This is a genomic window from Actinophytocola glycyrrhizae, from assembly GCF_042653545.1.
Lineage (GTDB): Bacteria > Actinomycetota > Actinomycetes > Mycobacteriales > Pseudonocardiaceae > Actinophytocola > Actinophytocola glycyrrhizae.
In genome coordinates this window covers 1080394-1101043 of the sequence record NZ_JBHSIS010000006.1, presented here as the reverse complement: position 1 = coordinate 1101043, position 20650 = coordinate 1080394, and the positions used below count along the sequence as shown (strand labels likewise).

The 20650-nt window shown below is 69.8% G+C and carries 17 protein-coding genes and 1 tRNA gene; 7 read left to right on the top strand and 11 right to left on the bottom strand.

Translation table 11 applies throughout. The features are described 5' to 3' along the window. Positions 1 to 76: 76 nt before the first annotated feature. Entirely contained in the window at positions 77 to 787 is a 711-nt protein-coding gene (locus ACFPCV_RS15955) for a DUF4097 family beta strand repeat-containing protein (RefSeq protein ID WP_378056908.1), read from the bottom strand. A gap of 168 nt (positions 788 to 955) precedes the next feature. Here ACFPCV_RS15955 and ACFPCV_RS15950 point away from each other — a divergent pair, with 168 nt between their 5' ends. Then, positions 956 to 2152, top strand: a complete 1197-nt coding sequence (locus ACFPCV_RS15950) for an MFS transporter (protein WP_378056907.1) — start codon at positions 956 to 958, stop codon at positions 2150 to 2152. Here the strand turns inward: ACFPCV_RS15950 and dcd are convergent. Further along, positions 2108 to 2689 (bottom strand): dCTP deaminase, encoded by a 582-nt coding sequence (gene dcd, locus ACFPCV_RS15945; protein WP_378056906.1) that lies wholly within the window; start codon positions 2687 to 2689, stop codon positions 2108 to 2110. The two genes, ACFPCV_RS15950 and dcd, sit on opposite strands and share 45 nt — an antisense overlap. A gap of 47 nt (positions 2690 to 2736) precedes the next feature. Between dcd and ACFPCV_RS15940 the strand changes: the two genes are divergently transcribed. After that, positions 2737 to 2807: transfer RNA gene (locus ACFPCV_RS15940), tRNA-Gly, on the top strand. 243 nt (positions 2808 to 3050) lie between these two features. Here the strand turns inward: ACFPCV_RS15940 and ACFPCV_RS15935 are convergent. Further along, positions 3051 to 3461: a DUF4304 domain-containing protein gene (locus ACFPCV_RS15935; protein ID WP_378056905.1), complete on the bottom strand. Its 411-nt coding sequence runs from the start codon at positions 3459 to 3461 to the stop codon at positions 3051 to 3053. A gap of 195 nt (positions 3462 to 3656) precedes the next feature. Between ACFPCV_RS15935 and ACFPCV_RS15930 the strand changes: the two genes are divergently transcribed. The 3 genes from ACFPCV_RS15930 (at position 3657) to ACFPCV_RS15920 (ending at position 6817) form a co-directional block, all read left to right on the top strand. Next, complete coding sequence (locus ACFPCV_RS15930; RefSeq protein ID WP_378056904.1) at positions 3657 to 4388, top strand: response regulator transcription factor; 732 nt, start codon at positions 3657 to 3659, stop codon at positions 4386 to 4388. 164 nt (positions 4389 to 4552) lie between these two features. Further along, complete coding sequence (locus tag ACFPCV_RS15925) at positions 4553 to 6385, top strand: acyl-CoA dehydrogenase (protein WP_378056903.1); 1833 nt, start codon at positions 4553 to 4555, stop codon at positions 6383 to 6385. Between the two features lie 162 nt (positions 6386 to 6547). After that, positions 6548 to 6817 (top strand): GlsB/YeaQ/YmgE family stress response membrane protein, encoded by a 270-nt coding sequence (locus tag ACFPCV_RS15920; protein WP_378056902.1) that lies wholly within the window; start codon positions 6548 to 6550, stop codon positions 6815 to 6817. A gap of 85 nt (positions 6818 to 6902) precedes the next feature. On the opposite strand, the gene ACFPCV_RS15915 is transcribed toward ACFPCV_RS15920, so the two are convergent. The 7 genes from ACFPCV_RS15915 to ACFPCV_RS15885 all read right to left on the bottom strand — a co-directional run bounded on the left by ACFPCV_RS15915 (position 6903) and on the right by ACFPCV_RS15885 (position 17328). After that, positions 6903 to 8741, bottom strand: coding sequence for a VanW family protein (locus ACFPCV_RS15915; RefSeq protein ID WP_378056901.1), 1839 nt, complete (start codon positions 8739 to 8741; stop codon positions 6903 to 6905). A 13-nt stretch (positions 8742 to 8754) separates the two neighbouring features. After that, positions 8755 to 9048 (bottom strand): GroES family chaperonin, encoded by a 294-nt coding sequence (locus ACFPCV_RS15910; protein ID WP_378056955.1) that lies wholly within the window; start codon positions 9046 to 9048, stop codon positions 8755 to 8757. Positions 9049 to 9499: 451 nt separating this feature from the next. Further along, a complete protein-coding gene (locus ACFPCV_RS15905; RefSeq protein WP_378056900.1) occupies positions 9500 to 11725 on the bottom strand; it encodes a translocation/assembly module TamB domain-containing protein in 2226 nt (741 codons plus the stop codon). A gap of 138 nt (positions 11726 to 11863) precedes the next feature. Next, positions 11864 to 12643: an amino acid ABC transporter ATP-binding protein gene (locus ACFPCV_RS15900; protein WP_378056899.1), complete on the bottom strand. Its 780-nt coding sequence runs from the start codon at positions 12641 to 12643 to the stop codon at positions 11864 to 11866. Beyond that, positions 12640 to 13560, bottom strand: a complete 921-nt coding sequence (locus ACFPCV_RS15895; protein WP_378056898.1) for an amino acid ABC transporter permease — start codon at positions 13558 to 13560, stop codon at positions 12640 to 12642. Before ACFPCV_RS15895 ends, ACFPCV_RS15900 begins: the two co-directional genes overlap by 4 nt. Positions 13561 to 13562: 2 nt before the next feature. Then, positions 13563 to 14546, bottom strand: coding sequence for an ABC transporter substrate-binding protein (locus tag ACFPCV_RS15890; RefSeq protein ID WP_378056897.1), 984 nt, complete (start codon positions 14544 to 14546; stop codon positions 13563 to 13565). 94 nt (positions 14547 to 14640) lie between these two features. Continuing rightward, on the bottom strand, positions 14641 to 17328 hold the full coding sequence (locus ACFPCV_RS15885) for an MGH1-like glycoside hydrolase domain-containing protein (RefSeq protein ID WP_378056896.1): 2688 nt from the start codon (positions 17326 to 17328) through the stop codon (positions 14641 to 14643). Positions 17329 to 17436: 108 nt separating this feature from the next. On the opposite strand from ACFPCV_RS15885, the gene ACFPCV_RS15880 reads away from it, so the two are divergent. Together ACFPCV_RS15880 and ACFPCV_RS15875 are read left to right on the top strand one after the other, a co-directional pair. Further along, positions 17437 to 18621 (top strand): hypothetical protein, encoded by a 1185-nt coding sequence (locus tag ACFPCV_RS15880; protein WP_378056895.1) that lies wholly within the window; start codon positions 17437 to 17439, stop codon positions 18619 to 18621. A 176-nt stretch (positions 18622 to 18797) separates the two neighbouring features. Beyond that, positions 18798 to 19547, top strand: coding sequence for an ESX secretion-associated protein EspG (locus tag ACFPCV_RS15875; RefSeq protein WP_378056894.1), 750 nt, complete (start codon positions 18798 to 18800; stop codon positions 19545 to 19547). Here ACFPCV_RS15875 and ACFPCV_RS15870 read toward each other — a convergent pair. Further along, the gene (locus tag ACFPCV_RS15870) at positions 19536 to 20633 is read right to left on the bottom strand and encodes an MFS transporter (protein WP_378056893.1); all 1098 of its coding nucleotides are present in this window, start codon (positions 20631 to 20633) and stop codon (positions 19536 to 19538) included. The genes ACFPCV_RS15875 and ACFPCV_RS15870 overlap by 12 nt on opposite strands. Between the last annotated feature and the right edge of the window lie 17 nt (positions 20634 to 20650).

Here is a 20650-nt window from a genome sequence, read left to right as displayed (position 1 = left end):
GACAAGATTTTCACCCCCAGCAGGACGTCCTCGCCAGAGGACACCGACGACTGAACGCGCCTTTCAGGGCATTCGTCTAGGTCGCGCTGATCGTCACGTTGCCGCTCTGCGCCCGCGCCTCGATCGGCAGCCCGGACGGGTCGTCGCCGACGGAGTTGTCCAGGTTCCCGCTCTCCGTCGACGCCGTGACGTCGTACTTCCCGGCGGGCACCGAGACGTCGATGTTGCCGCTCTGCGTCTCGACGGAGACGCCCTGCTTCGCGACCAGGCCCACCTGCACGTCGCCGGACTCGGCGGTCGCGACCACCGCACCCCCGATGCCGGTGAGCTCGACGTTGCCGGACTGCACGGAGGCGTTCACCTCGCCGTCCACGTCCCGCACCGTGATCCCGCCGGACTCGGACTCGACGTTCGCGCTCGCCACCCCGGTGAGCTCGATGTCGCCGGAGTCGACGTGCCCGCTGATCCTGGCGCCCGCGGGCACGGTCAGCTCGTAGTCGATCGAGCAGTCCCCGATCGGGCACGCGTCGACGATCAGCGCGCTGCCGTCGACCCGGTGGGTCACGCCCGGCTGCTCCCCGTCATACCTGACCGTACGCCGCACCTCGGTGGTGTCGCCCACGGTGATCCGCACGTCCCCGGAGTCGTTGGCGAACCGCACCTCGGTGATCGCCTCGCCGATGGTCGCCTGGTCGTTGACCACGTCGTGGCCGAACCGCACGCAGCCCGTCAGCAGCAGTCCTCCAGCCACCACGGTGATCCCCGCCACCACGTGCCTGATCCGCATTGCCCCGCCTCCACTCAGCTTTCCTGTGTCACCAGGAAGTTATGGCCCGACGGAGGCCGGGGACATCCGGGACGCCCCCGAGTCGACCCTGGGGCCACCCCCAGCCGCTGTCCCAATCACCGGGAATATCGTCCCAACATTCAGGAGAACGGCGTTACGGTGCCGTGCATGCGACGCTGGTTCATCCTCGCCACCGGCCTGACCGCGCAGGCGACCACGTCGAGCTTCCTCTACGGTCTCCCGTTCCTCATCCCGGCGCTCCAGACCGACCACGGGCTGTCCCTGACCTCGGCGAGCGTCCTGATCTCGGCGCCGCTGCTCGGCCTGCTGCTCGCGCTGATCGCGTGGGGCGCGGCCGCCGACCGGTTCGGCGAACAGGTCGTGATGGCGGCCGGTCTCACCCTCACCGGCGTGCTGCTGCTCGTGAGCCTGGCCCTGCCAGGGTTGGTGCTGTTCGGCCTCGGGCTGCTGCTCGCGGGCGCGTGCTCGGCGTCGGTGAACGCGGCGAGCGGACGTGTCGTGCTCGGCTGGTTCAGCGCACGGGAACGCGGCCTGGCCATGGGCATCCGGCAGACGTCCCAGCCCGTCGGTGTCGGCATCGCGGCGGCGTCCCTGCCGCCACTGGCCCACCACTTCGACATCGCGACGGCCGTGGCACTGCCCGCCGTGCTGTGCCTGCTGTCGGCGGTGCTGGTGTGGTTCGTGGTCGTCGACCCACCACGGCCGGAACGCACGGTGGCGGCGGCGACGTCCCCGTACACCGGCGCGAGGGCCACCACCCTGATCCGCCTGCACACGGCCAGCTCCATGCTGGTGGTGCCCCAGTTCGTGTCGGCGACCTTCGCCGTGACCTACCTCGTGTCGACCCACGGCTGGAGCCCGGTCGCGGCGGGCAGGCTCGTCGCGATCGTGCAGGTGGCCGGCGCCGCGGGCCGGATCCTGGCCGGTGTGTGGTCCGACCGCGCGGGCAGCCGCATGGGCCCGATGCGGCGCATCGCACTGGCCGCGCTGGCGACGACCGTCCTGTGGGGCGTCGGCGACGCGCTGGACCTGCCGTGGCTCGCGATCGCCGCGCTGCTCGCCGCCATGGTGGTGTCGGTGACCGACAACGGCCTCGGCTTCACGGCCACCGCGGAACTGGCGGGCCCGTTCTGGGCAGGCCGCGCGCTGGGGGTGCAGAACACCGGCCAGAACATCGCGGCCATGGCAGCGGCGCCGCTGTTCAGTGCGCTGATCACCGCGTTCGGCTACCCACTGGCACTGGGCGTCGCCGCGCTCTTCCCAGCGGCGGGCGCCGCACTGACACCGGTGGCAGGCGAGTCAGCGGCGCGTGTCGACGCGGTGGAAGTTGAGGTACGCCCGTGACGGCGTCGGACCGCGCTGCCCCTGGTAGCGGGACCCGGCGGCATCGGAACCGTACGGGTGCTCGGCCGGGCTGGTGAGCCGGAAAAGGCAAAGCTGCCCGATCTTCATCCCGGGCCACAACGTGATCGGCAGGTTCGCCACGTTGCTCAGTTCCAGCGTGATGTGCCCGGTGAACCCGGGATCGATGAACCCGGCCGTCGAATGCGTGAGCAGACCGAGCCGCCCCAACGAAGACTTGCCCTCGAGCCGCCCGGCGAGATCGTCCGGCAGGTTCACCGACTCGAACGTCGACCCGAGCACGAACTCCCCGGGATGCAACACGAACGGCTCGTCACCGTCGGCCTCGACCATCGTCGTGAGGTCGTCCTGCTGCTGCCGAGGATCGATGTGCGTGTACCTGGTGTTGTTGAAAACCCGGAAGAACCGGTCCAACCGCACATCGACACTCGACGGCTGGATCATCGCCTCGTCGAGAGGATCCAACCCGAGCCGCCCAGCGGCCAGTTCCTTGCGTAGATCTCCATCACTCAACAACACCCGCCCACCCTAGCGAGCACCGGACTGTGTAAGCTCATCAGCACTCTGCGGATGTAGTTCAATGGTAGAACATCAGCTTCCCAAGCTGAGAACGCGGGTTCGATTCCCGTCATCCGCTCGCGGTGGCGTGCGTATGCCCACGGAGAGCGTGGGCCTTTCCGCTCGCCGTATCTTCTGGGGGGCGAGCCCCCAGACCCCCACGGTGCGGTTGCTCTCGACCCAGCGTGGTCTTTTTGATCGAGCTGGTGTGGTTTGGTCGAGCCCGGTGTGGTTATTGATCGAGCCAACGTGGTTTTGATCGAGCCCGACGTCAGTCCTGCTCGGCGCAGCGGGTTTCGCTCGATCCGGATTGGTGCTCTGCTCAGGCCTTCATGTGTTCGTGCATGGCGGGGAGGCCGTACTCGCGGACCGTGGTCAGTACTTCCCTTGCCAGGGACTGGAACGGGCGGCCCACCTCCAGTTCCCACCAGAGTTCGCCGATGGGGAAGCCGCCCACCTCGACGACCTCGCCGATCGGGGCCTGCCAGCCCATCCACTGTGCCTTCGCGGCCTCGCTCGCCGGGTAGTACGGGCGTACGCGCAGTTGCTCCGCCCACTCGTCGCGGGACATGACGCCGATGTGCAGGGTGAAGCGGACGGCGCGTGCGGTGAACGAACGGGCCTGTTCCACCGCGACCTCGCCCCAGTGGTGGGGGCCCTCGATGCGGAAGCGGCGGCCGACGCCGAAGAAGCCGAGCGCGCGTAAGCCCGGGGCCAGGTTCGTGTCGACCATGAACCTGAACCAGTCTTGGGCGTTGCGCTCGATCTCGGACTCCACAGTGCCACTAACAGTAGCGCCGCGAACCCGTGGAGTGCTAAGCGTTCGCTATCCAGAGTAGAACGTGAGAACAAACTCACGAAGCGCGTCACGCCGTCCGTACTGGGTCGTCCCTGTGCCGGGAGCAGTACCAGCCGGGAGGACGACGAGATGCCGCCGAACACCAACCTGTCGCCGGGGCGTCCGGCGAACGGCGCCGCCGTCGGCGTCGCGCTCATCGACGGCACCCCGCTCGTCCGCGAAGGGCTGTCCGCGCTCGTGCACCGGACGCCGGGGCTGCGCTGGGTCGGCGCCGCCGAGAACCCGTCGGTCGGGCTGCGGTTGTGTGAACGGCTGCGGCCCGACGTCGTGGTGGTCGACTCCGGGCTCGACTCCAGGGGTCAGCTGAGCCACCTGCTCTCGGGCAACCCCAACCTGGGGGTCCTCCTGCTGGTCGACGAGGCGCACAGGACCACGCAGTACATCGCCGGCGCCGTCGCCGCCGGGGTCGGCGGGGTCGTTCTCCGCTCCGCGCAGCCGCCGCAGCTCGTGAAGGCCATCCAGGCGGTGCACTCCGACGGCCGCTACCTCGACGCCGCGCTCGCCGCCCTGCTCGCGGCCCCCGTCACGGGTTCCCGCCGCGTGAACGGTGTCCGCCAGCCGCTGTCCCAGCGTGAGCACCAGGTGCTCCAGTTGATCGCGGACGGGCTGGAGAACCAGGCGATCGCGAACGTGCTCTTCGTGTCCGTGGAGACCGTCAGGACGCACGTGAAGAGCATCCTGCGCAAGCTCGCGTCGCGGGACCGCACCCACGCGGTGGCCGTCGCGTTCCGTTCCGGTGTGCTCACGCTCGACGGCGCCGTGCCCCGCGCGCGGGGCGGCAGCGACGTCCGCGTGAGATGACTTACACCGCCGTGACCTGCGCGAAGTCACCTTCTTGAGTGCTGTCCTTGCCGTGCTCTACTCGCTGGTAATACCCTGATGTTACCGACGGGTAGCGCCACGCGGTGCTGGCGCGGCGTAACAGCGAAGCGTTCGCGGAACCGCGACGACCAGGGAGCCACGAGATGGGCCACTACAAGAGCAACGTCCGCGACCTCGAGTTCAACCTGTTCGAGGTGTTCAAGGTCCAGGACCGGCTGGGCAAGGGTGTCCTCGCCGAGTCCGACGAGGAAACCGCGCGCGGTGTGCTGGCCGAGCTGAACCGGCTGGCCACGGGCCCACTGGCCGAGTCGTTCGTGGAGGCGGACCGCAACCCGCCGACCTACGACCCGAAGACGTTCTCCGCGAAGCTGCCCGAGTCGTTCAAGAAGGCCTACCAGCTGATGTGGGACGGCGACTGGTGGCGCCTCGGCCTCGCCGACGACCTCGGTGGCCTCGGCCTGCCCCCGACGGTCCAGTGGGCGGCCGCCGAGCTGATGCTGGGCGCGAACCCGCCGCTGTTCATGTACATGTCCGGCCCGAACATGGCGCAGGTGCTGCACCGCAACGGTACGGACGAGCAGAAGCGCTGGGCCCAGTTCATGATCGACCGCGGCTGGGGCGCCACGATGGTGCTGACCGAGCCCGACGCGGGCTCCGACGTGGGCGCGGGCCGCACGAAGGCGGTCAGGCAGGAGGACGGCTCCTGGCACCTCGACGGCGTGAAGCGGTTCATCACCTCCGGCGAGCACGATTTGACCGAGAACATCATCCACCTGGTGCTGGCGCGCCCCGAGGGCGCGGGCCCCGGCACCAAGGGCCTGTCGATGTACGTGGTCCCGAAGTTCCACTTCGACAGCGAGACGGGCGAGCTGGGCGAGCGCAACGGCGCCTTCGTCACGAACATCGAGCACAAGATGGGCATCAAGGCGTCCACGACGTGCGAGCTGACGCTCGGCCAGCACGGCACGCCCGCCAAGGGCTGGCTGGTCGGCGAGGTGCACCACGGCATCGCGCAGATGTTCCAGGTCATCGAGTACGCCCGCATGATGGTGGGCACGAAGGCCATCGCGACGCTGTCCACGGGCTACCTGAACGCGCTGGAGTTCGCGAAGGAGCGGGTGCAGGGCGCCGACCTGACGCAGATGCTGGACAAGACGGCGCCGCGTGTGGCCATCACCCGGCACCCCGACGTCCGGCGCAGCCTGATGCTGCAGAAGGCGTACGCGGAGGGCCTGCGTGCCGTGTACCTGTACACGGCGACGTTCCAGGACCAGGCGTGGACCGGCGAGGGCGACGAGGAGTCCCGCCAGCTCGCCGAGCGGGTCAACGACCTGCTGCTGCCGATCGTCAAGGGTGTCGGCTCGGAGCGGGCGTACGAGCAGCTGGCCCAGTCGCTGCAGACCCTCGGCGGCTCCGGCTTCCTGCAGGACTACCCGATCGAGCAGTACATCCGCGACTCGAAGATCGACTCCCTGTACGAGGGCACCACGGCGATCCAGTCGATGGACTTCTTCTTCCGCAAGATCGTCCGCGACAAGGGCGTCGCACTGACCCACGTGGCGGGCGAGATCACGAAGTTCATCGAGTCGGAGGGCGGCAACGGCAGGCTCAAGGAGTGCCGCCAGCTGCTGAAGCAGGCCCTGGAGGACGTGCAGGGCATGCTCGGCTCCCTGATCGGCTACCTGACGGCCTCCCAGAACGAGGCGGCCAGCGTCTACAAGGTCGGCCAGCACAGCGTGCGGCTGCTGATGGCGGTGGGCGACCTGGTGATCGGCTGGCTGCTGCAGCGCCAGGCCGAGATCGCGATCGCCCGCCTCGACGAGGGCGCGGCGGAGAAGGACAAGGCCTTCTACGAGGGCAAGATCGCGGTGGCGACGTTCTTCGCGAAGAACGTCCTGCCGGAGCTGTCCGCGGGCCGCAGGATCGTCGAGGCGGCGGACAACTCGCTGATGGAGATCGACGAGTCGGCCTTCTGAGCACCTGACCGACACCCACCAGCCGCGGGCCCGGAGCGACCCGCGGCTGGTGTCGTTTCAGGGGCACAGGAAACGGCCAGGTCACGATCGAAGTGTGACAACCGGCGATCGGTGGTACTGCTGACCCATGAACCGTCTTGCTGAGGAGCAGTCATGTGGTCAGTGAGCGCAATCATCGGCCTTCTCATCGCGGGTATCGTCCTGGGCATCCTCGGACGGCTTCTGGCTCCAGGTGAGCAGAAGATCCCGTTCTGGCTGACGATCCTGGCAGGCATCGTCGGCGCACTGGTAGGCAACCTGATCGCCGGCTGGGTCGGCGTGCGGGACACCTCAGGCATCGACTGGTGGCGCCACATCTTCCAGATCATCGCCGCGGTGGTGGCCGTAACCCTGGCGGCGGCCTTCTACCCGAGGGCTCGCACCCACGCCTGACACGAAGACAACGGGCAACCAGACCGAGGGCCTCCGGAAGAACCGCTTCCGGAGGCCCTCGGCGTTGCCTCAGGTCGACCTGGTCTCACCCGCCCGGCGTCGCGGGCGGTGGCGTGCAGACGATCTTCGGCTGCGGGTTGTACTTCACCGTCCGGGTGTTCCGGGAAACCTCCCGCCCGCTGCCGACCTCCCGGATGATCCGGGTGTCGGTGGTGGTGAAGCCGGGCGCGCCGTTGCTGGGGTGGCAGTTCTCCTCGGGCCCCTGCTTCTCGTGGGGCTCGGTGTGGTTCGTCCGCCCACCGGTCACCGACTCGACCTCGTACTTCTTCGTCCCCCACAGCTTCACGGTGATCGAGGACGACGTCCAGATCGTCTGGATGGCCACCCCGGTGTCCGAGTCGTTGGTGAACTTCAGGTCGATGACGCTGCTGCCGTCGTGGTTCTGGAACACGGTCGCCTCACGCGCCGCCGGGTAGCGGCTGATGTAGTAGCTGTGCTCCCTGTGCCCGGCGTCCTTCATGGCCGCGAAGTACGCCGCGTTGTACAGCGTCGTGGCGAACTGGGAGATGCCGCCGCCGACCTCGCGGCCGGGTGCGCCCTCCTTGATCACGCCTGCCTCGACGTAGCCCTGCGCCTTGGTCCTCGGCCCGGTGTACCCGTTGAGGCTGAACGTGTCGCCCGGCTTCACGATCGCGCCGTCGACCTCGGCGGCCACCGTGCGGATGTTGACACCGGAGTCCGAGGCGAACCCCTTGGTGGTGAACTCGCCGATGACCTCCTTGATGCCGAGCTTGTTCGCGTCGTCGGTGGTCACCTTCGCGGGCTTCGGCGCGTACTCGGCCTTCAGCTCACGCCCGTCGGTCTTCTTCAGCACGTCCATGACCGGCGTCAGCGTCTTGGCCCAGTCGACGCCCTTGCCGTCGACCGACGGCTCGACCGACGGCGTGCCGGACGAGAACACGATCTGCGCGTCCTTGCCCTCGACCTCGGTGGACGCGAGCTGCGGGCCGACCGCGCCGACCAGCTTCTTCTGGTCGATGCTTGCCGTCAGCCCGCCGTCGTCGGCCGGTTTGAACACCAGCGAGCCCGCGATCACCGCGGGTTCGATCGTCGCGTCCTTGCCCTCGCCGTGGACGACCACCGGCGCGGCCACCGCGGGCTTCGCGATCTCCTCGACCGCCTTCTTCACGCCCGCCGCGGTCGTCTTGACCTCGGTGATGGCCACCGGCAGCTCGACCTGCTCGCCGCTCGCCCACTGGTCGACGAGCGCCTGGCGGGCACCCGCCGCGTCGAGCTTCTGGCCGGGCTTCGGGTCCACCGCGACCGGTTCGACCCCCTCGAACCGGACCGTGCCCTCCGCGGGCTCGCGGTCGATCTTCGGCCGCAGCGCCTCGATCGCGGCGTCCAGCTTCTTGTCGTCCGTTGTCGTGACGACGCCCTTCTCCTCGGTGCCGAAGAAGGACATCAGGCGGGTGATCGGGTTCAGCGGCTGCTCGCCCGTGTGGGACAGGGTCGCCGCCCAGTCGATGGTCAGGCCCGCGTCGGCCGGGTCGACAGTCGCGTCCACGTCACCGCCGCGCAGCTTCACCGGCTCCCCGAGACGGGGCTCGATCTCGCCGCGCAGGACCCGCTCCGCGTCGGCGTGCGACTGGCCACCGACGTCGACCCCGGCCACGGTGACGCCACGCGGCACCTCGCCGCTGGTCATCAGCAGGTCGACGCCGTACAGCACGACCAGTGCGCCGAACACCGCCCCGGCGATGATGCCCGCCCTGCGCAGCCGCTTGCCCTTGGCGCCCGGCTCCCCGCCCGCAGGCTGCCCAGGTGCCTGGATCTTGACTGTCGGCTCGTCACCAGGGGTGCGCGTGATCGGTGTGAGCACGTCCGTCTGCTCGGCGTGCGACTCCGGCCATTGGTGCTCCACGACTTGCCTTCCCCTAGAGATATAAACCCGTGCCGTGTTCGATCCGCTCGCTGGCGATGGCGTGCAGGTCGCGCTCGCGGATCACCAGGTATGTCTGCCCCTGTACCTCGACCTCGAGCTGGTCCTCGGGGTTGAACAAGACCCGATCGCCGACCTTGACGTTACGCACGTTCGTGCCGACCCCGAGCACGTCGCCCCAGGCCAGGCGTCGTGCCATCTGCGCGGTCGCCGGGATGACGATGCCGCCGGTGCTGCGCCGTTCCCCCTCCTCGGGAGTGAGCTGCACGAGCACCCTGTCGTGCAGCATCTGGATCTCGAGTTTGAGTTCTGGCACCGAGGAATGGTAACCGCCGACCCGGCACCAACCGCGTGCCGCCTCCAACCTCGGCACGAGTCCGGACGAACGGCCCATTCGTACGGGTCGGGGGTGTGCCGGACCGGTCGCGGTGCCGACGATGAGGTCATGATACGAAACTGCGCCCAGCGCCTAGATGATTGATTCCGGTCGGGTGTGCTGGCTGCGGTTGGTGTCGTGGGTTCTGTCCTCGCCGGACGGGCAGGTCTCGGGGGGGTTCGGGTCTGCCTGCCATCCCGTCGACCGCGTTGACGGCGTGGTAATGCCCTGAAAGGCGCGTTCAGGGCGCTGGGCGCCCTGAACGGCCCATTCACGGCACTCGTTGTGCCGTGAACACGCCATCGGCCCTGATGACGGGTCCGGACGCCAAGCCACTTCACATGATCTTCACGGAATCAATCGTCTAGGTCGACGACCTGCGCAGCATCCGCGTGATGCCGGCCGCGACGGTCGTCGCGAGTATCCAGCCCGACGCCACCAGCCCGGCCGTGATCCACTGCGACGGCCCGTCGAAGTGCCACTTGTTCTTGTGGCCGAAGTCGACGATCGGGACCAGCTGGTCGATCGTGAACAGGACCGGGTTCCACACGAGCTTGTCGTCGGAGTTGGACTCGGCGGGCTCCGGTTGCAGCGAGAACCAGACCGAGCCCGCGACCAGCAGCGCGACCAGCCACAGCAGGGCGCGCATCGGCCGGTAGCCGTAGCCGACCATCCACCGCTGCAGCCAGCTCCACAGCACCACCGGGAACCCGAGCAGGCGGTAGCCCTCGGCGAGCGCCGCGTACCGCCACCGCTGCTTGTCGATGAGCACGGTCGAGGCGTGCTCCTCGTTGCCGCTCGCGCGCAGCATGGTGGCGAACTGGTCGTAGGGACCCGGCCGGTAGATGTCGCCCATGGCGTTGCGCAGCAGCCTGAGCCGGTGCTTGACCTGCGCGTCGTCGTCCAGCTCGATCGGCTCGGCGAGCGCGTCGTAGCGGAAGTCGTGCAGGGCGATGTGCCCGCTGGCGTCCCAGAACTTGTCGTTGTCCGCGAGGTTCGCGCAGCGGGCGTGCCGCAGGTTCACGTGCCCGCGCGGCGCGGCGGCCACGTCGACCCGCAGCTCCTGGGTGATGAGCCCGTAGGCGTTGATGGCGGTGACGTTGAGCTTGGAGCCGAGCTCCGCGCCCTGGAAGTTGGTCTGCCTGCCGATCTCCGCCCGCCGGATCCGGATCTCGCCGTGCGCGGAGAACGGCTGGTCCCCGCCCCGCGCGCACACGAGGTCCCGGCCGATCTGGGCGACCCGCAGGTCGACTGACGGTTTCTGGGACTGGTCGCGCCGGTACCGGCCAGGGCTCACGAGGCGGGAGGCACGCAGGTCGAAGTTGGCGCCGATGCCCGCCTCCGGCAGCAGGACCGACCCGAACACCACGACGCCCCTGGCGTCGAGGTTGCCGCCGGTGGTGAACCGGCGGCCCTCGACGACGTCACCGTGCCGGTTGCTCAGGATCGAGCCGTCCAGCACGACGCTGCCGCGGGTGCTCACGTCGACCAGGCGGACCTGGCCGGCGATCCTGGTGTTCCTGGCGTCGATGCCGCCGTCGATCTCGGTGCCGTCGAGGTGCAGCGCGCGGTGCCGGTAGGGCCCCGGGGCCACCTTGCCGGTCCGCTCCTCGAACGGCTCCACGCCGTCGGACATGTCGACGGTGGCGCCGGAGAGCCGCAGCGAGCCGCCGATGCGCGCGTTGACGATCCGCAGCGTGCCGGTGCTGGTGAAGTCCTTGTCGAGGTCCACGTTGCCGGAGACCTGCATCCGATCGGCGATCAGCGTGGCGCGCTGGTCGAAGAACCGCTGGTTGCCGCCGTCGCTGTAGTCCTCGTCCGCAGGCCGCAGCAGCGCGCCGCGCAGCAGGAAGTCGCTGTCGATCCGCGCGCTCGGCAGGTACAGCCGCCCGGTGGCGGTGAACCGCCGCTTGCTGGTCGGGACGCACTGCAGGTTGCCGCCGACCTGCAGGCCGTTGCCGTCCAGCGCGTACCCCTCCGGGCAGTCGAGCAGGGCGCCGGACAGGTTGACGTTGCCGCCGGTGCGCAGCCCGGGGAGCCGCAGCTGACCACGCACCTCGATGTTCGAGGCCAGGAGCGCGCCCGCGAGCTGCAGCCGGTCGGCGTGCAGCGCGTAGCCGCCCGCGTTGACCAGCTTCGCACCGGTCAGTTCGAGCGAACCGCTGATCTCGGCGTCGGTGAGGTCCACCCGGCCCTCCACGCGGGTGCCGCCGACGAACCGCAGGTCGTTGTCGCTGTAGAGGTTGCGGCCCTCGAGGCCCGGCAGCCTGCAGGTCGCGAACTCGCAGCCCGCGAGGTTGGTCTGCCGCAGGTCCGGCGGCGCGTCGAACCGGCAGCGGACGAACTCGAGCAGGTGCGGGAACTCGACGGCACGCAGGTCGAGCACACCGACGATGTGCCGGTCGGAGAACCGGAGCACCGGCGGCGTGGTGGCCCGCCTGCGTCCCCAGCCGCTCGCCGGGCCCCAGCCGGCGGGGCCGGGTTCGAAGGCGAAGATCTGACGGACGATCTCCTCGGCCCGCACCCGCGCCCAGTCCGGCGGTTGCGGGTCGAACGGATCCAGCCTGCGACCAGGCGGCTCTTCAGTCATCAGAGGCCCCTCGTACCCGACACATGCATGGCGCAACACTCCGACGCGGTGTGCTCACACACGGTTCCCACCCGGTGGCAACCTGCTGATCCACCGTTGCACACCGGGTGCGGGAAGGGTCCCCGTCCCCCGGCGGCGCTAGGTCAGCACCTTCCCGAGGAACGCCTTCGTGCGCTCCTCCCGCGGGTTGCTGATGACCTCCCGTGGGCTGCCCTGCTCGACGACCACACCGCCGTCCATGAACACGAGCGAGTCGCCGACCTCCTTGGCGAAGCCCATCTCGTGGGTGACCACGACCATGGTCATGCCGTCCTCGGCCAGCTGCCGCATGACCGCGAGAACGTCGCCGACCAGCTCGGGGTCGAGCGCGGACGTCGGCTCGTCGAACAGCATCAGCTTGGGGTCCATGGCCAGGGCCCTGGCGATCGCGACGCGCTGCTGCTGTCCGCCGGACAGCTCACGGGGGTATGCCTTCGGCTTGTCGGCGAGGCCGACCCGGTCGAGCAGGGCGAGTGCGCGCTCCCTGGCCGCCGCCTTGGCGATGCCCTTGACCTGGATCGGCGCCTCCATGACGTTCTCGCACACCGTCATGTGCGGGAACAGGTTGAAGCGCTGGAAGACCATGCCGATCTCGCGGCGCTTCGCTGCCACCTCGTTGTCCCGTAGCTCGTAGAGCTTGTCGCCCTTCTGCCGGTAGCCGACGAGCTCGCCGTCGACCCAGAGCTTGCCCGCGGTGAGCTTCTCGAGGTGGTTGATGCAGCGGAGGAACGTGGACTTGCCCGAGCCGGACGGGCCGATCACGCACATCACCTCGCCGGGCATGACCTCCAGGTCGATGCCCTTGAGCACCTCGATGCGCCCGAAGTACTTGTGCACGCCCTCCGACTTGACCATGGGCGTGCTGGTCGGTTCGGTCATGCCAGCCCCGTTTTCGGCCGGCCCAGCCCGAGGAACCCGCCCTGGCGGGCGGGGATCGTGCCCCGGGAGTACCGGCGTTCGATGAAGTACTGGGCGATCGACAGCAGCGAGGTCAGCACCAGGTACCAGATGCTCGCCACCACGAGCAGCGGCACCTGCTGGAGGTTGCCGCCGTAGATCAGCTGCACCTGCGTGAACAGGTCACCGACCGCGATCACGCTCGCGAGCGAGGTGGTCTTGAGCATCGAGATGGTCTCGTTGCCGGTCGGCGGGATGATCACCCGCATGGCCTGCGGCAGCACGATCCGGCGCAGGATCTTGATCCGGGTCATGCCGAGCGCCTCGGCCGCCTCGGTCTGTCCCTGGTCGACGGACAGGATGCCGGCCCGCACGATCTCCGACATGTAGGCGGCCTCGTTCAGCCCGAACCCGAGCACGGCGCCCGCGAAGATCGGGATGAGCACGTTCGAGTCGAAGTAGACGAACTCCGGTCCGAACGGGATCCCGAGCGACAACGTCGGGTACAGGATCGCGATGAACGACCAGAAGATGACCTGCACCAGAACGGGGGTGCCCCGGAAGAACCAGGCGTAGAGCCAGGCGACCGTGGAGACGATCGGGTTGCGGGACAACCGCATGACCGCCACCACGACACCCAGCACCACACCGATGACCATGGCGAGCAGGGTCAGCTCGATGGTCAACCACAGCCCCTGGAGGACCCGTTCGGAGAACAGGAACTGCCACACCACGTCCCAACGCCAGGCTGGGTTGGTCACCAGGCTGTTGACCAGCATCGCGACGAACACGAGCAGCACCGCGGCCGCGACCCAGCGGCCGGGGTGCCGCACGGGCACCGCCACGATCTTCTCGGGTGGGGTCCGATCCGGTCGTTCGTCGGTGTCGGGGGAGGTCATGCTCAGTAGATGGCCCCGTTGATCTCGGCCTCGGTGATGGCGCCGCCGCCGACGCCCCAGTTGTCCAGGATCTCCTGGTACGCACCGTCGTCGATGAGCTTCTGGACCGCGGCCTGCAGGGCGTCCTTCATGGTGCCCGCGGTCTTCGGGATGGCGATGCCGTAGGGCGCGGTGCCGGTGTCGTCACCGACCTTCTCGAAGGCGTTGCCCGTCTTCTTCACGGCGTAGTCGACCACCGGGCTGTCGGCCATGTAGGCGTCGATCCGGTTGGCGGCGAGCGCGGCGTTGACGTCGGTCTGCTTCGGGAAGCCCTGCGAGGTCGGCGGCTCCTTGCCCGCGTCCTCACACGCCTTGACGACCGAGCCCTCGACGTCGGGCTGGGTGAGCTGGTCGAGCTGGGTGGTGCCGTTCTGGGCGCCGACCGTCTTGCCGCACAGGTCCTCGATGGTCTGGATGTTCTCCGGGTTGCACTTGCGGACCATCGTCGACGTGCCCGCCTCGAAGTAGGTCACGAAGTCGACGGTCTGCTCGCGCTCCTCGGTGTCGGTGAACGACGACATGCCGAGCTCGTAGCGGCCGGCCTGGAGCCCGGCGAGGATGCCGTCGAAGGAGGCGTTGACGAACTCGACCTCGACGCCGAGGACCTTGCCGAACGCCTTGCCGAGGTCGACGTCCATGCCGATGATCTCGTCGGAGCCCGGGAGGGTGTACTCGTTGGGCGCGTACGAGGCGTCGGTGGCGATGAGGATCTTGCCGTCGGCCTTGATGCTCTCGGGCACCTGGCCGGTCAGCGCGCTGTCCGCGGCGACGTCCACCTCGAGCGGCTCCGGGTCGGCGACGTCCGAGGGCTCGCCAGGGGTGCACTCGCTCCCACCGTTGCCGCCGCCCTGGTCGGCGGGGTTCTCGGTCGTGGCGCCGCAACCGGCGGCGAACAACGTCGCTGCGGTGCACAACACGGTCAGCGCGGACAGGCGGGTACGGGACACGTCGTCACTCCTCGAGCCTTACTGGCGGTCTTGAGTTCAGCGCATCCTGCCATTTGGGATGCGCCGCGCACAGCTCCGGCATGTTACGGACGTGTCACCATGCGCGCGGCCACCCGGTGATCAAGGCCGCGACCAGGGCGGTCCAGCCCGTCTGGTGGGTGGCGCCGAGGCCCTCGCCGGTGTCGCCGTCGAAGAACTCGTTGAAGGTGACGTGCTCGGTCCACAACGGCGAGTCACTGGCCTCGACGCGCTTGCCGTCCGCGGGCCTGCGGCCGTCCGCGCCGGGCAGGAACAGGCCGGCGAGCCTGCCTGCCAGCTCGTCGGCGGCGGCACCGAGCGGCACGGTCGCGCCGGAACCGGTCGGCAGCTCGACCGCGAGCTCACCGCGGTGGAACGCGTCGATGGTGTGCAGTGCCTGGACCAGCAGGGCGTTGGTGGGGAACCAGACCGGGCCGCGCCAGTTCGAGTTGCCGCCGAACATGGGTGTGTGCGACTCGCCGGGTTCGTAGCGGAGCCAGTGCTGCTGACCCGCGACGTCGACCTCCATGCCCTCGCGGTGCGCGGCCGACAGCGACCGGATGCCGTGCGGGGACAGGAACTCGGCCTCGTCGAGCATGCGGGTGAGGACGCGGCGCAGCTTGCCCTCGTCCAGCAGCGACAGCAGCGCGCTGCGGTCCGCGCCTGCCCGCCAGGTGATGAACTGGCCGAACTCGGGCTGGTGGTGCAGCAGGTAGTTCAACCGCGCCGCGAAGTGCGGCAGCTCGTCGAACACCCACGGTTCGAGCTCGGCGGTGGCCAGCAGCGGGATGAGCCCGACCATCGACCGCACCCGCACCGGCGAGGACTCCACCGAGCCGTCGCCGTGGGTGCGGGACACCAGGTCGTAGCAGAAACCGTCCTGCTCGTCCCAGATCCCGCGCGCCGCCGACCCGAACCTGGCCGACACCTGCGCGATCGAGAGGAAGTGCTCGACGAACTTGGTCGCGACGTCCTCGTACGCCTCGTCGTGCCGCGCCAGCTCCAGCGCGATCCGCATGAGGTGCAGCGCGTAGGTCGCCATCCACGACGTCGCGTCGGACTGCTCGAACCGCCACCCCTCCGGCAGCCGCTCCGACCGGTTCACCGGCCCGATGTTGTCCATGCCGAGGAAGCCACCCTCGAACAGGTAGTTGCCCTCGGGGTCCTTCCTGTTGACCCACCAGGAGAAGTTGAGCAGCAGCTTGTGGAACACGCGAGCGAGGAACACCCGGTCGCCGACACCCGTGCGGTGCTGCTCGGCGAAGTAGACCTGCAGCGCGGCCCACGCGTGGACGGGCGGGTTGACGTCGCCGAACTCCCACTCGTAGGCGGGCAGCTGCCCGTCCGGGTGCATCATCCACTCGCGGCACATCAGCAGCAGCTGGTCCTTCGCGAACGCCGGGTCGACCATCGCGAACGGGATCATGTGGAACGCGAGGTCCCACGCCGCGAACCACGGGTACTCCCACTCGTCCGGCATGGAGAGCACGTCGGCGACGTCGAGGTGCCGCCAGTGGACGTTCCGCGCACCCGGCCGGGTCCGCTCCGGCGGCGACGGCGGGTTGGCGGGGTCGCCCTCCAGCCAGTGCCGCAGCCGGAACCGGTAGATCTGCTTGGTCCACAGCAGTCCGGCGAGTGCCTTGCGCACCACCGCCCGCTCGTGCGGGTCCTGGTTGGGGATGACGGTGCCGTAGAACTCGTCGGCCTCCCGTTCCCGCGCCGCCATCGTGTCCCGGAACGTGCTGCCGAACGCCCGCCCGTGCCCGTCGCCCGCGATGAGCCGCAGCCGCACCGACACCGACTCGCCCGGCGCGACGGACTCGAAGTGGTACCAGGCCGCGGCCTTCGTCCCCGGCTGCGACGCGGTCCCCTGGCCGACGACCTGGCACGTGTCGGCCAGCCCGTGCACGACGTGGTCGTCGATCCCGGCCTTGGTGTACCGGCTGGGGTTGCGGCCGCGGCCGAACAGAGCGACCTCGTCGGTCTCGTTGTCGGTGACGAGCATCGTCGGCGACCCGCTCGCCTGCAGCGTGTACCGCCCGATGCGGGAGTGTTCGGCGACCACCCTGTTCCAGCCGTCGGCGGTGGACGCGATGAGCGCGGGCCGCCGCGCGTCCCTGCCCCACGACCAGGTGTTGCGGAACCACAGCTGCGGCAGCAGGTGCAGCGGCGCGGCGTCCGGTCCCTGGTTGGTGACGGTGATGTCGACGCAGATGTCCTCCGGCGCCGCCTTCGCGTAGGTGACCCGCACGTCGAAGAACCGGTTGCTCGCGAGCACACCGGTGTCGGCCAGCTCCGGCTCCCGCTCGTCCCTGCGTGCCTGCGCGGCGCGGGCCCGCAGCTCCTGGTAGGGGAACGCGGCCTGCGGGTACCGGTAGAGGACCCGCATCCACGAGTGCGTCGGCGTCCCGTCGAGCACCCACCAGTGCTCCTTGACGTCCTCGCCGTGGTTGCCCTCGCCGTTGGTGAGCCCGAAGTACCGCTCCTTGAGGATCTCGTCGCGCCCGTTCCACAGTGCGACGGCGAAGTTGAGGAACCCGTGCCGGTCGCAGATCCCGGCGATGCCGTCCTCGCCCCACCGGTAGGCCCTGGACCGGGCGTGGTCGAAGGCGAAGTAGTCCCAGGCGTCGCCGTGCGGCGAGTAGTCCTCACGCACGGTGCCCCATTGCCGCGCCGCGAGGTAGGGGCCCCAGAACCGCCACGGCGACCCCATCTCCTCCGACTCGGCCAACCGGTCGTGCTCGGAGATGTGGTCGGAGCCCATGGCCCCCATGATGCCGGTTGCCCGAAGTCGTCACCTCGGGTCCGGGTATGTCGTATCCTCGGCTACCGAGCGCAGCCGCCGGGTGACTGGCAGGCAGGGGAGGGCGTGATGAGCGAGTACGGGTTCTTCGTGACCGCCGGTGACATCCACCGGTGGCTGACCGAAGGTCCCGGCGCGGACTCCCTCGACCTCGCGCAGGACGCGACCCGGCACGAGATGGAACGGGAGAACCAGCGCGCCGACCAGATCGTGTCGCTGTCCAACTCGATCCAGGCCGGCTGGCAGGGCGAGGCGGGCGGGCGGGCCTACAGCGCGGCGAGCCCGCTCGCGGAGCACGCGCTGAAGGGCGCCGACCAGCTGCGGATGTCGCAGGACCTGCTGAGCAGGCAGAGCGGGTCGTTCACCGACGCGGCGAACCGCGTCGAGCCGGTGCCGGAGAACCCGCCGGAGAACCCGCTGGACGACGCGTTCCCGTTCGACAACGACATCGACAAGGAGACCAGGGACTACCAGTCGGCCGCGCAGAACAACTTCGCCGTGTTCCGCGAGTACGACGGCGCCAGCTCGTACAACGAGACGAACATGCCGTCGGAGTACGGCACGACGAACCGCCCGACCGGCACTGTCACGGTCACCCCGCCCGCGGACACCATCGAGGTCGGCGACGCGAGCGGCCCACGGAACGGCGGCGGCCCCGACGACGCCACCGGTCCCCGCGACCACGGCGACCCCGGTGGCCACGGCGCGGGCCCGGGCGGCTTCCCGGGCACCGGCGCACCGGGCACCGGACATCCCGGCACGGTTCCCGCCGGCGGAGGGCAGACCACCCCGAACGACCACCGGCCGACGCCCCAGCCGCCGTACTCCTACCCGCCGTCGTACCCGCCCGTGAACCGCCCGTCCCCGGTCCCAGCCGACCCGGGTGGCTACGCGGGCGGCGTGCCGTACGGCGGCCACCAGGGCGGCACCGGTCTCCGAGGTGGCGGCGGCCCAGGTGGCGGCGCAGGCGGCGGGGCCCGGGGCTTCGGTCCGGCACCGGCTCCCGGCCCCGGCGCGGCGGCGGGTGCACCGGCAGCGGAGGAAGCCGCGGCCAGGAGGGCGGCGCAGGCGGCAGGCGCCCGCCCTGGCGCCGCGGGACCGCTGGGCGCCCCCATGGGTGCGGGCCGCACCAAGGACGACGAGGACACCGAACACGAGCGGAAGATCCTCATCGAAACCGACGCGGAAGCGACCTTCGGCAGCGACGAACTGACCGCCCCGCAGGTCATCGGCGACGACGAGTACGAGGACTGACCCGACCGAGCGGTTGGCGGCCGATGCGGGCACGCCGGGCATCCGGGTGTCGTATCCTCGGCTACCGAGCGCGTCCGCCGGGTCACGGACGGAGCTGGGGGAAGGCCGAGGGGAATGGGCGGAAGACATGCGGTCGACGGGGGTTCTGTGGGCGGATATGCCGGGGGCGAGGGCTGATGCGGACGGGGCGCGAGGTCGAGCTTTCCGTCCTTCCTCTGCTCAGCCTCATGCAGAAGGAGAACCTGGGGGAACCGCACGCCATCTTCGCCGGGGGTGAACGGTACGTCTCGCCCCGGTTCTCGGCCGAAGCGCAGCGGGTCGTCCAGCGGGACCTGGCCGGGGCCGGGTTGGGGGAACGTGCCGACTTCGACGCGTTTCTCGACCTGGTGAACGTGGTGCAGCGGGCCGATGCCGAGTACTACGGGTGGGTCACCACCGCTGACGAGTCCTACTCGGTTCTCGTTGCCGCGCACGGACGGTCCGCAGTGCTCGTCGTGCGGTCCGGTGAGCGGGTGCGGTTCGAGCGGTGTGACCTCGACCGGATGATCGAGACCCTGGTGTGGCGGTTGCCGGACAACGGGGTCGCGCACGGGGAGCCGTTCTCCGTGCGCCACAACGACTTTCACGCTCCGCGCGGGCGTGCTGATGGCAGCGTGATGCGGCGGTCGGCAGCGGCGCGGCCGGAAGCGGCCCGGCGGCTCGACGCCCTTCTCGACGCGCGCCGGTCCGCGGTGGCCAAGCTCTACGCCGCCAGGCGCGACATGAACGGTGTCCGGCAACGGTCCGAGCGCTGGCTCACCGTGCTCGACCTGGTCGACGGGCGGTGGGCGCTGTCGGTCGCGCAGGCGCGCGGACAGCGGTGGATCCACGTCGCGCCGGGAACGCACCAGCACATCGGCGACCGGGTGCTCGAACTAGCGCGCTGACACCACGAACACCACCGCCACCGCGCAGTACAGCCACATCGCCGGACCCAGTCCCGTGTGGTCGGCCATCAGGCCGATCACCAGCGGGGTCGTCACGCCGATCTGGCTCACGGCCTCCGCGACCGACGACGTGGCACCGGCCTCGCCGGGACGCAGCGTCATGTACCGCGCCTGCAGGATGATCCACGCCAGGTTCACCGCAGCCCCCACCAGCGCCATCGAGATCGCCGCCGTGACCGGGGTCGGCACCAGCACCAGCAGGAACACGCCGGCCGCCAGCACGAACGCGCACGGCCGCAGACCGACCCGCCTGCGGCCGGTGCGGCTCGCCCACGCCGCCGCGGCCACCCCGCCCGTCAGGCCCGCACCCGTGGCGACCGTCGCCAGTGCCGGGCTCAGGTCCTGGCCGGTGATCAGGAACGCCACCGCGAACCCGATGAAGGTGTCGTCGAACGCCACGATCACCGCGACCAGCAGGCCCGCGACGATCACCCTGCGGTCGCGGACGACCGACATCAGCGCATCGAACGCGCTCGGCTCGTCCTCGTCGCGCACCGGGCGGGGCAGCGGTCGCGTCGCCAGCAGCACCCCGTACGCGACCATCATCACGCCTGCCGCCCAGAACGCCGCCCGCCAGCCGAGACCAGACCACAGCGCGGTCGCCAGCAGCAGCGGCCCGGCCAGATCGCCCACGGCCGCGAGGAGGTTCGCGCGGGCCAGCGCCGGTTCCGCGTTGTCGCCCGCGATCTCCACCAGCGACACCTCGCCCGCGGTCACCAGGAGGTCGCCCAGCGTCCCCATGACGCACACGGCCGCGAACAGCGCCCAGAAGTCGTCCCCCGCCGCGAACAGGAACAGGCCCGCGCCGTAGCCGAGGCCGCCGACCGCGGCGAGCACCCGGCGGTCGCACCGGTCGACGAGCACACCGAGTGGTGTGGTCAGCAGTCCGATACCGGGGTACAGGAACAGCAGGAACCCGGCCTGTGCGTACGTCAGGTCGACGTCCGCGCGGATGGACTCCACCGCCGCGTACGGCAGGTAGGCCACCGTCTCGTCGAAGAAGCGCACCAGGAGAAGCGACGCCACCAGCGTCGCCGGGAACC

Coding starts and splice junctions, on each gene's coding strand:
- ACFPCV_RS15935 (WP_378056905.1), bottom strand. CDS start 3,461: ATGGTCGACACGAACCTGGCCCCGGGCTTACGCGCGCTCGGCTTCTTC.
- ACFPCV_RS15930 (WP_378056904.1), top strand. CDS start 3,657: ATGCCGCCGAACACCAACCTGTCGCCGGGGCGTCCGGCGAACGGCGCC.
- ACFPCV_RS15905 (WP_378056900.1), bottom strand. CDS start 11,725: ATGACTGAAGAGCCGCCTGGTCGCAGGCTGGATCCGTTCGACCCGCAA.
- ACFPCV_RS15895 (WP_378056898.1), bottom strand. CDS start 13,560: ATGACCTCCCCCGACACCGACGAACGACCGGATCGGACCCCACCCGAG.
- ACFPCV_RS15955 (WP_378056908.1), bottom strand. CDS start 787: ATGCGGATCAGGCACGTGGTGGCGGGGATCACCGTGGTGGCTGGAGGA.
- ACFPCV_RS15925 (WP_378056903.1), top strand. CDS start 4,553: ATGGGCCACTACAAGAGCAACGTCCGCGACCTCGAGTTCAACCTGTTC.
- ACFPCV_RS15880 (WP_378056895.1), top strand. CDS start 17,437: ATGAGCGAGTACGGGTTCTTCGTGACCGCCGGTGACATCCACCGGTGG.
- ACFPCV_RS15910 (WP_378056955.1), bottom strand. CDS start 9,048: ATGCTGCACGACAGGGTGCTCGTGCAGCTCACTCCCGAGGAGGGGGAA.
- ACFPCV_RS15885 (WP_378056896.1), bottom strand. CDS start 17,328: ATGGGCTCCGACCACATCTCCGAGCACGACCGGTTGGCCGAGTCGGAG.
- ACFPCV_RS15900 (WP_378056899.1), bottom strand. CDS start 12,643: ATGACCGAACCGACCAGCACGCCCATGGTCAAGTCGGAGGGCGTGCAC.
- ACFPCV_RS15950 (WP_378056907.1), top strand. CDS start 956: ATGCGACGCTGGTTCATCCTCGCCACCGGCCTGACCGCGCAGGCGACC.
- ACFPCV_RS15875 (WP_378056894.1), top strand. CDS start 18,798: ATGCGGACGGGGCGCGAGGTCGAGCTTTCCGTCCTTCCTCTGCTCAGC.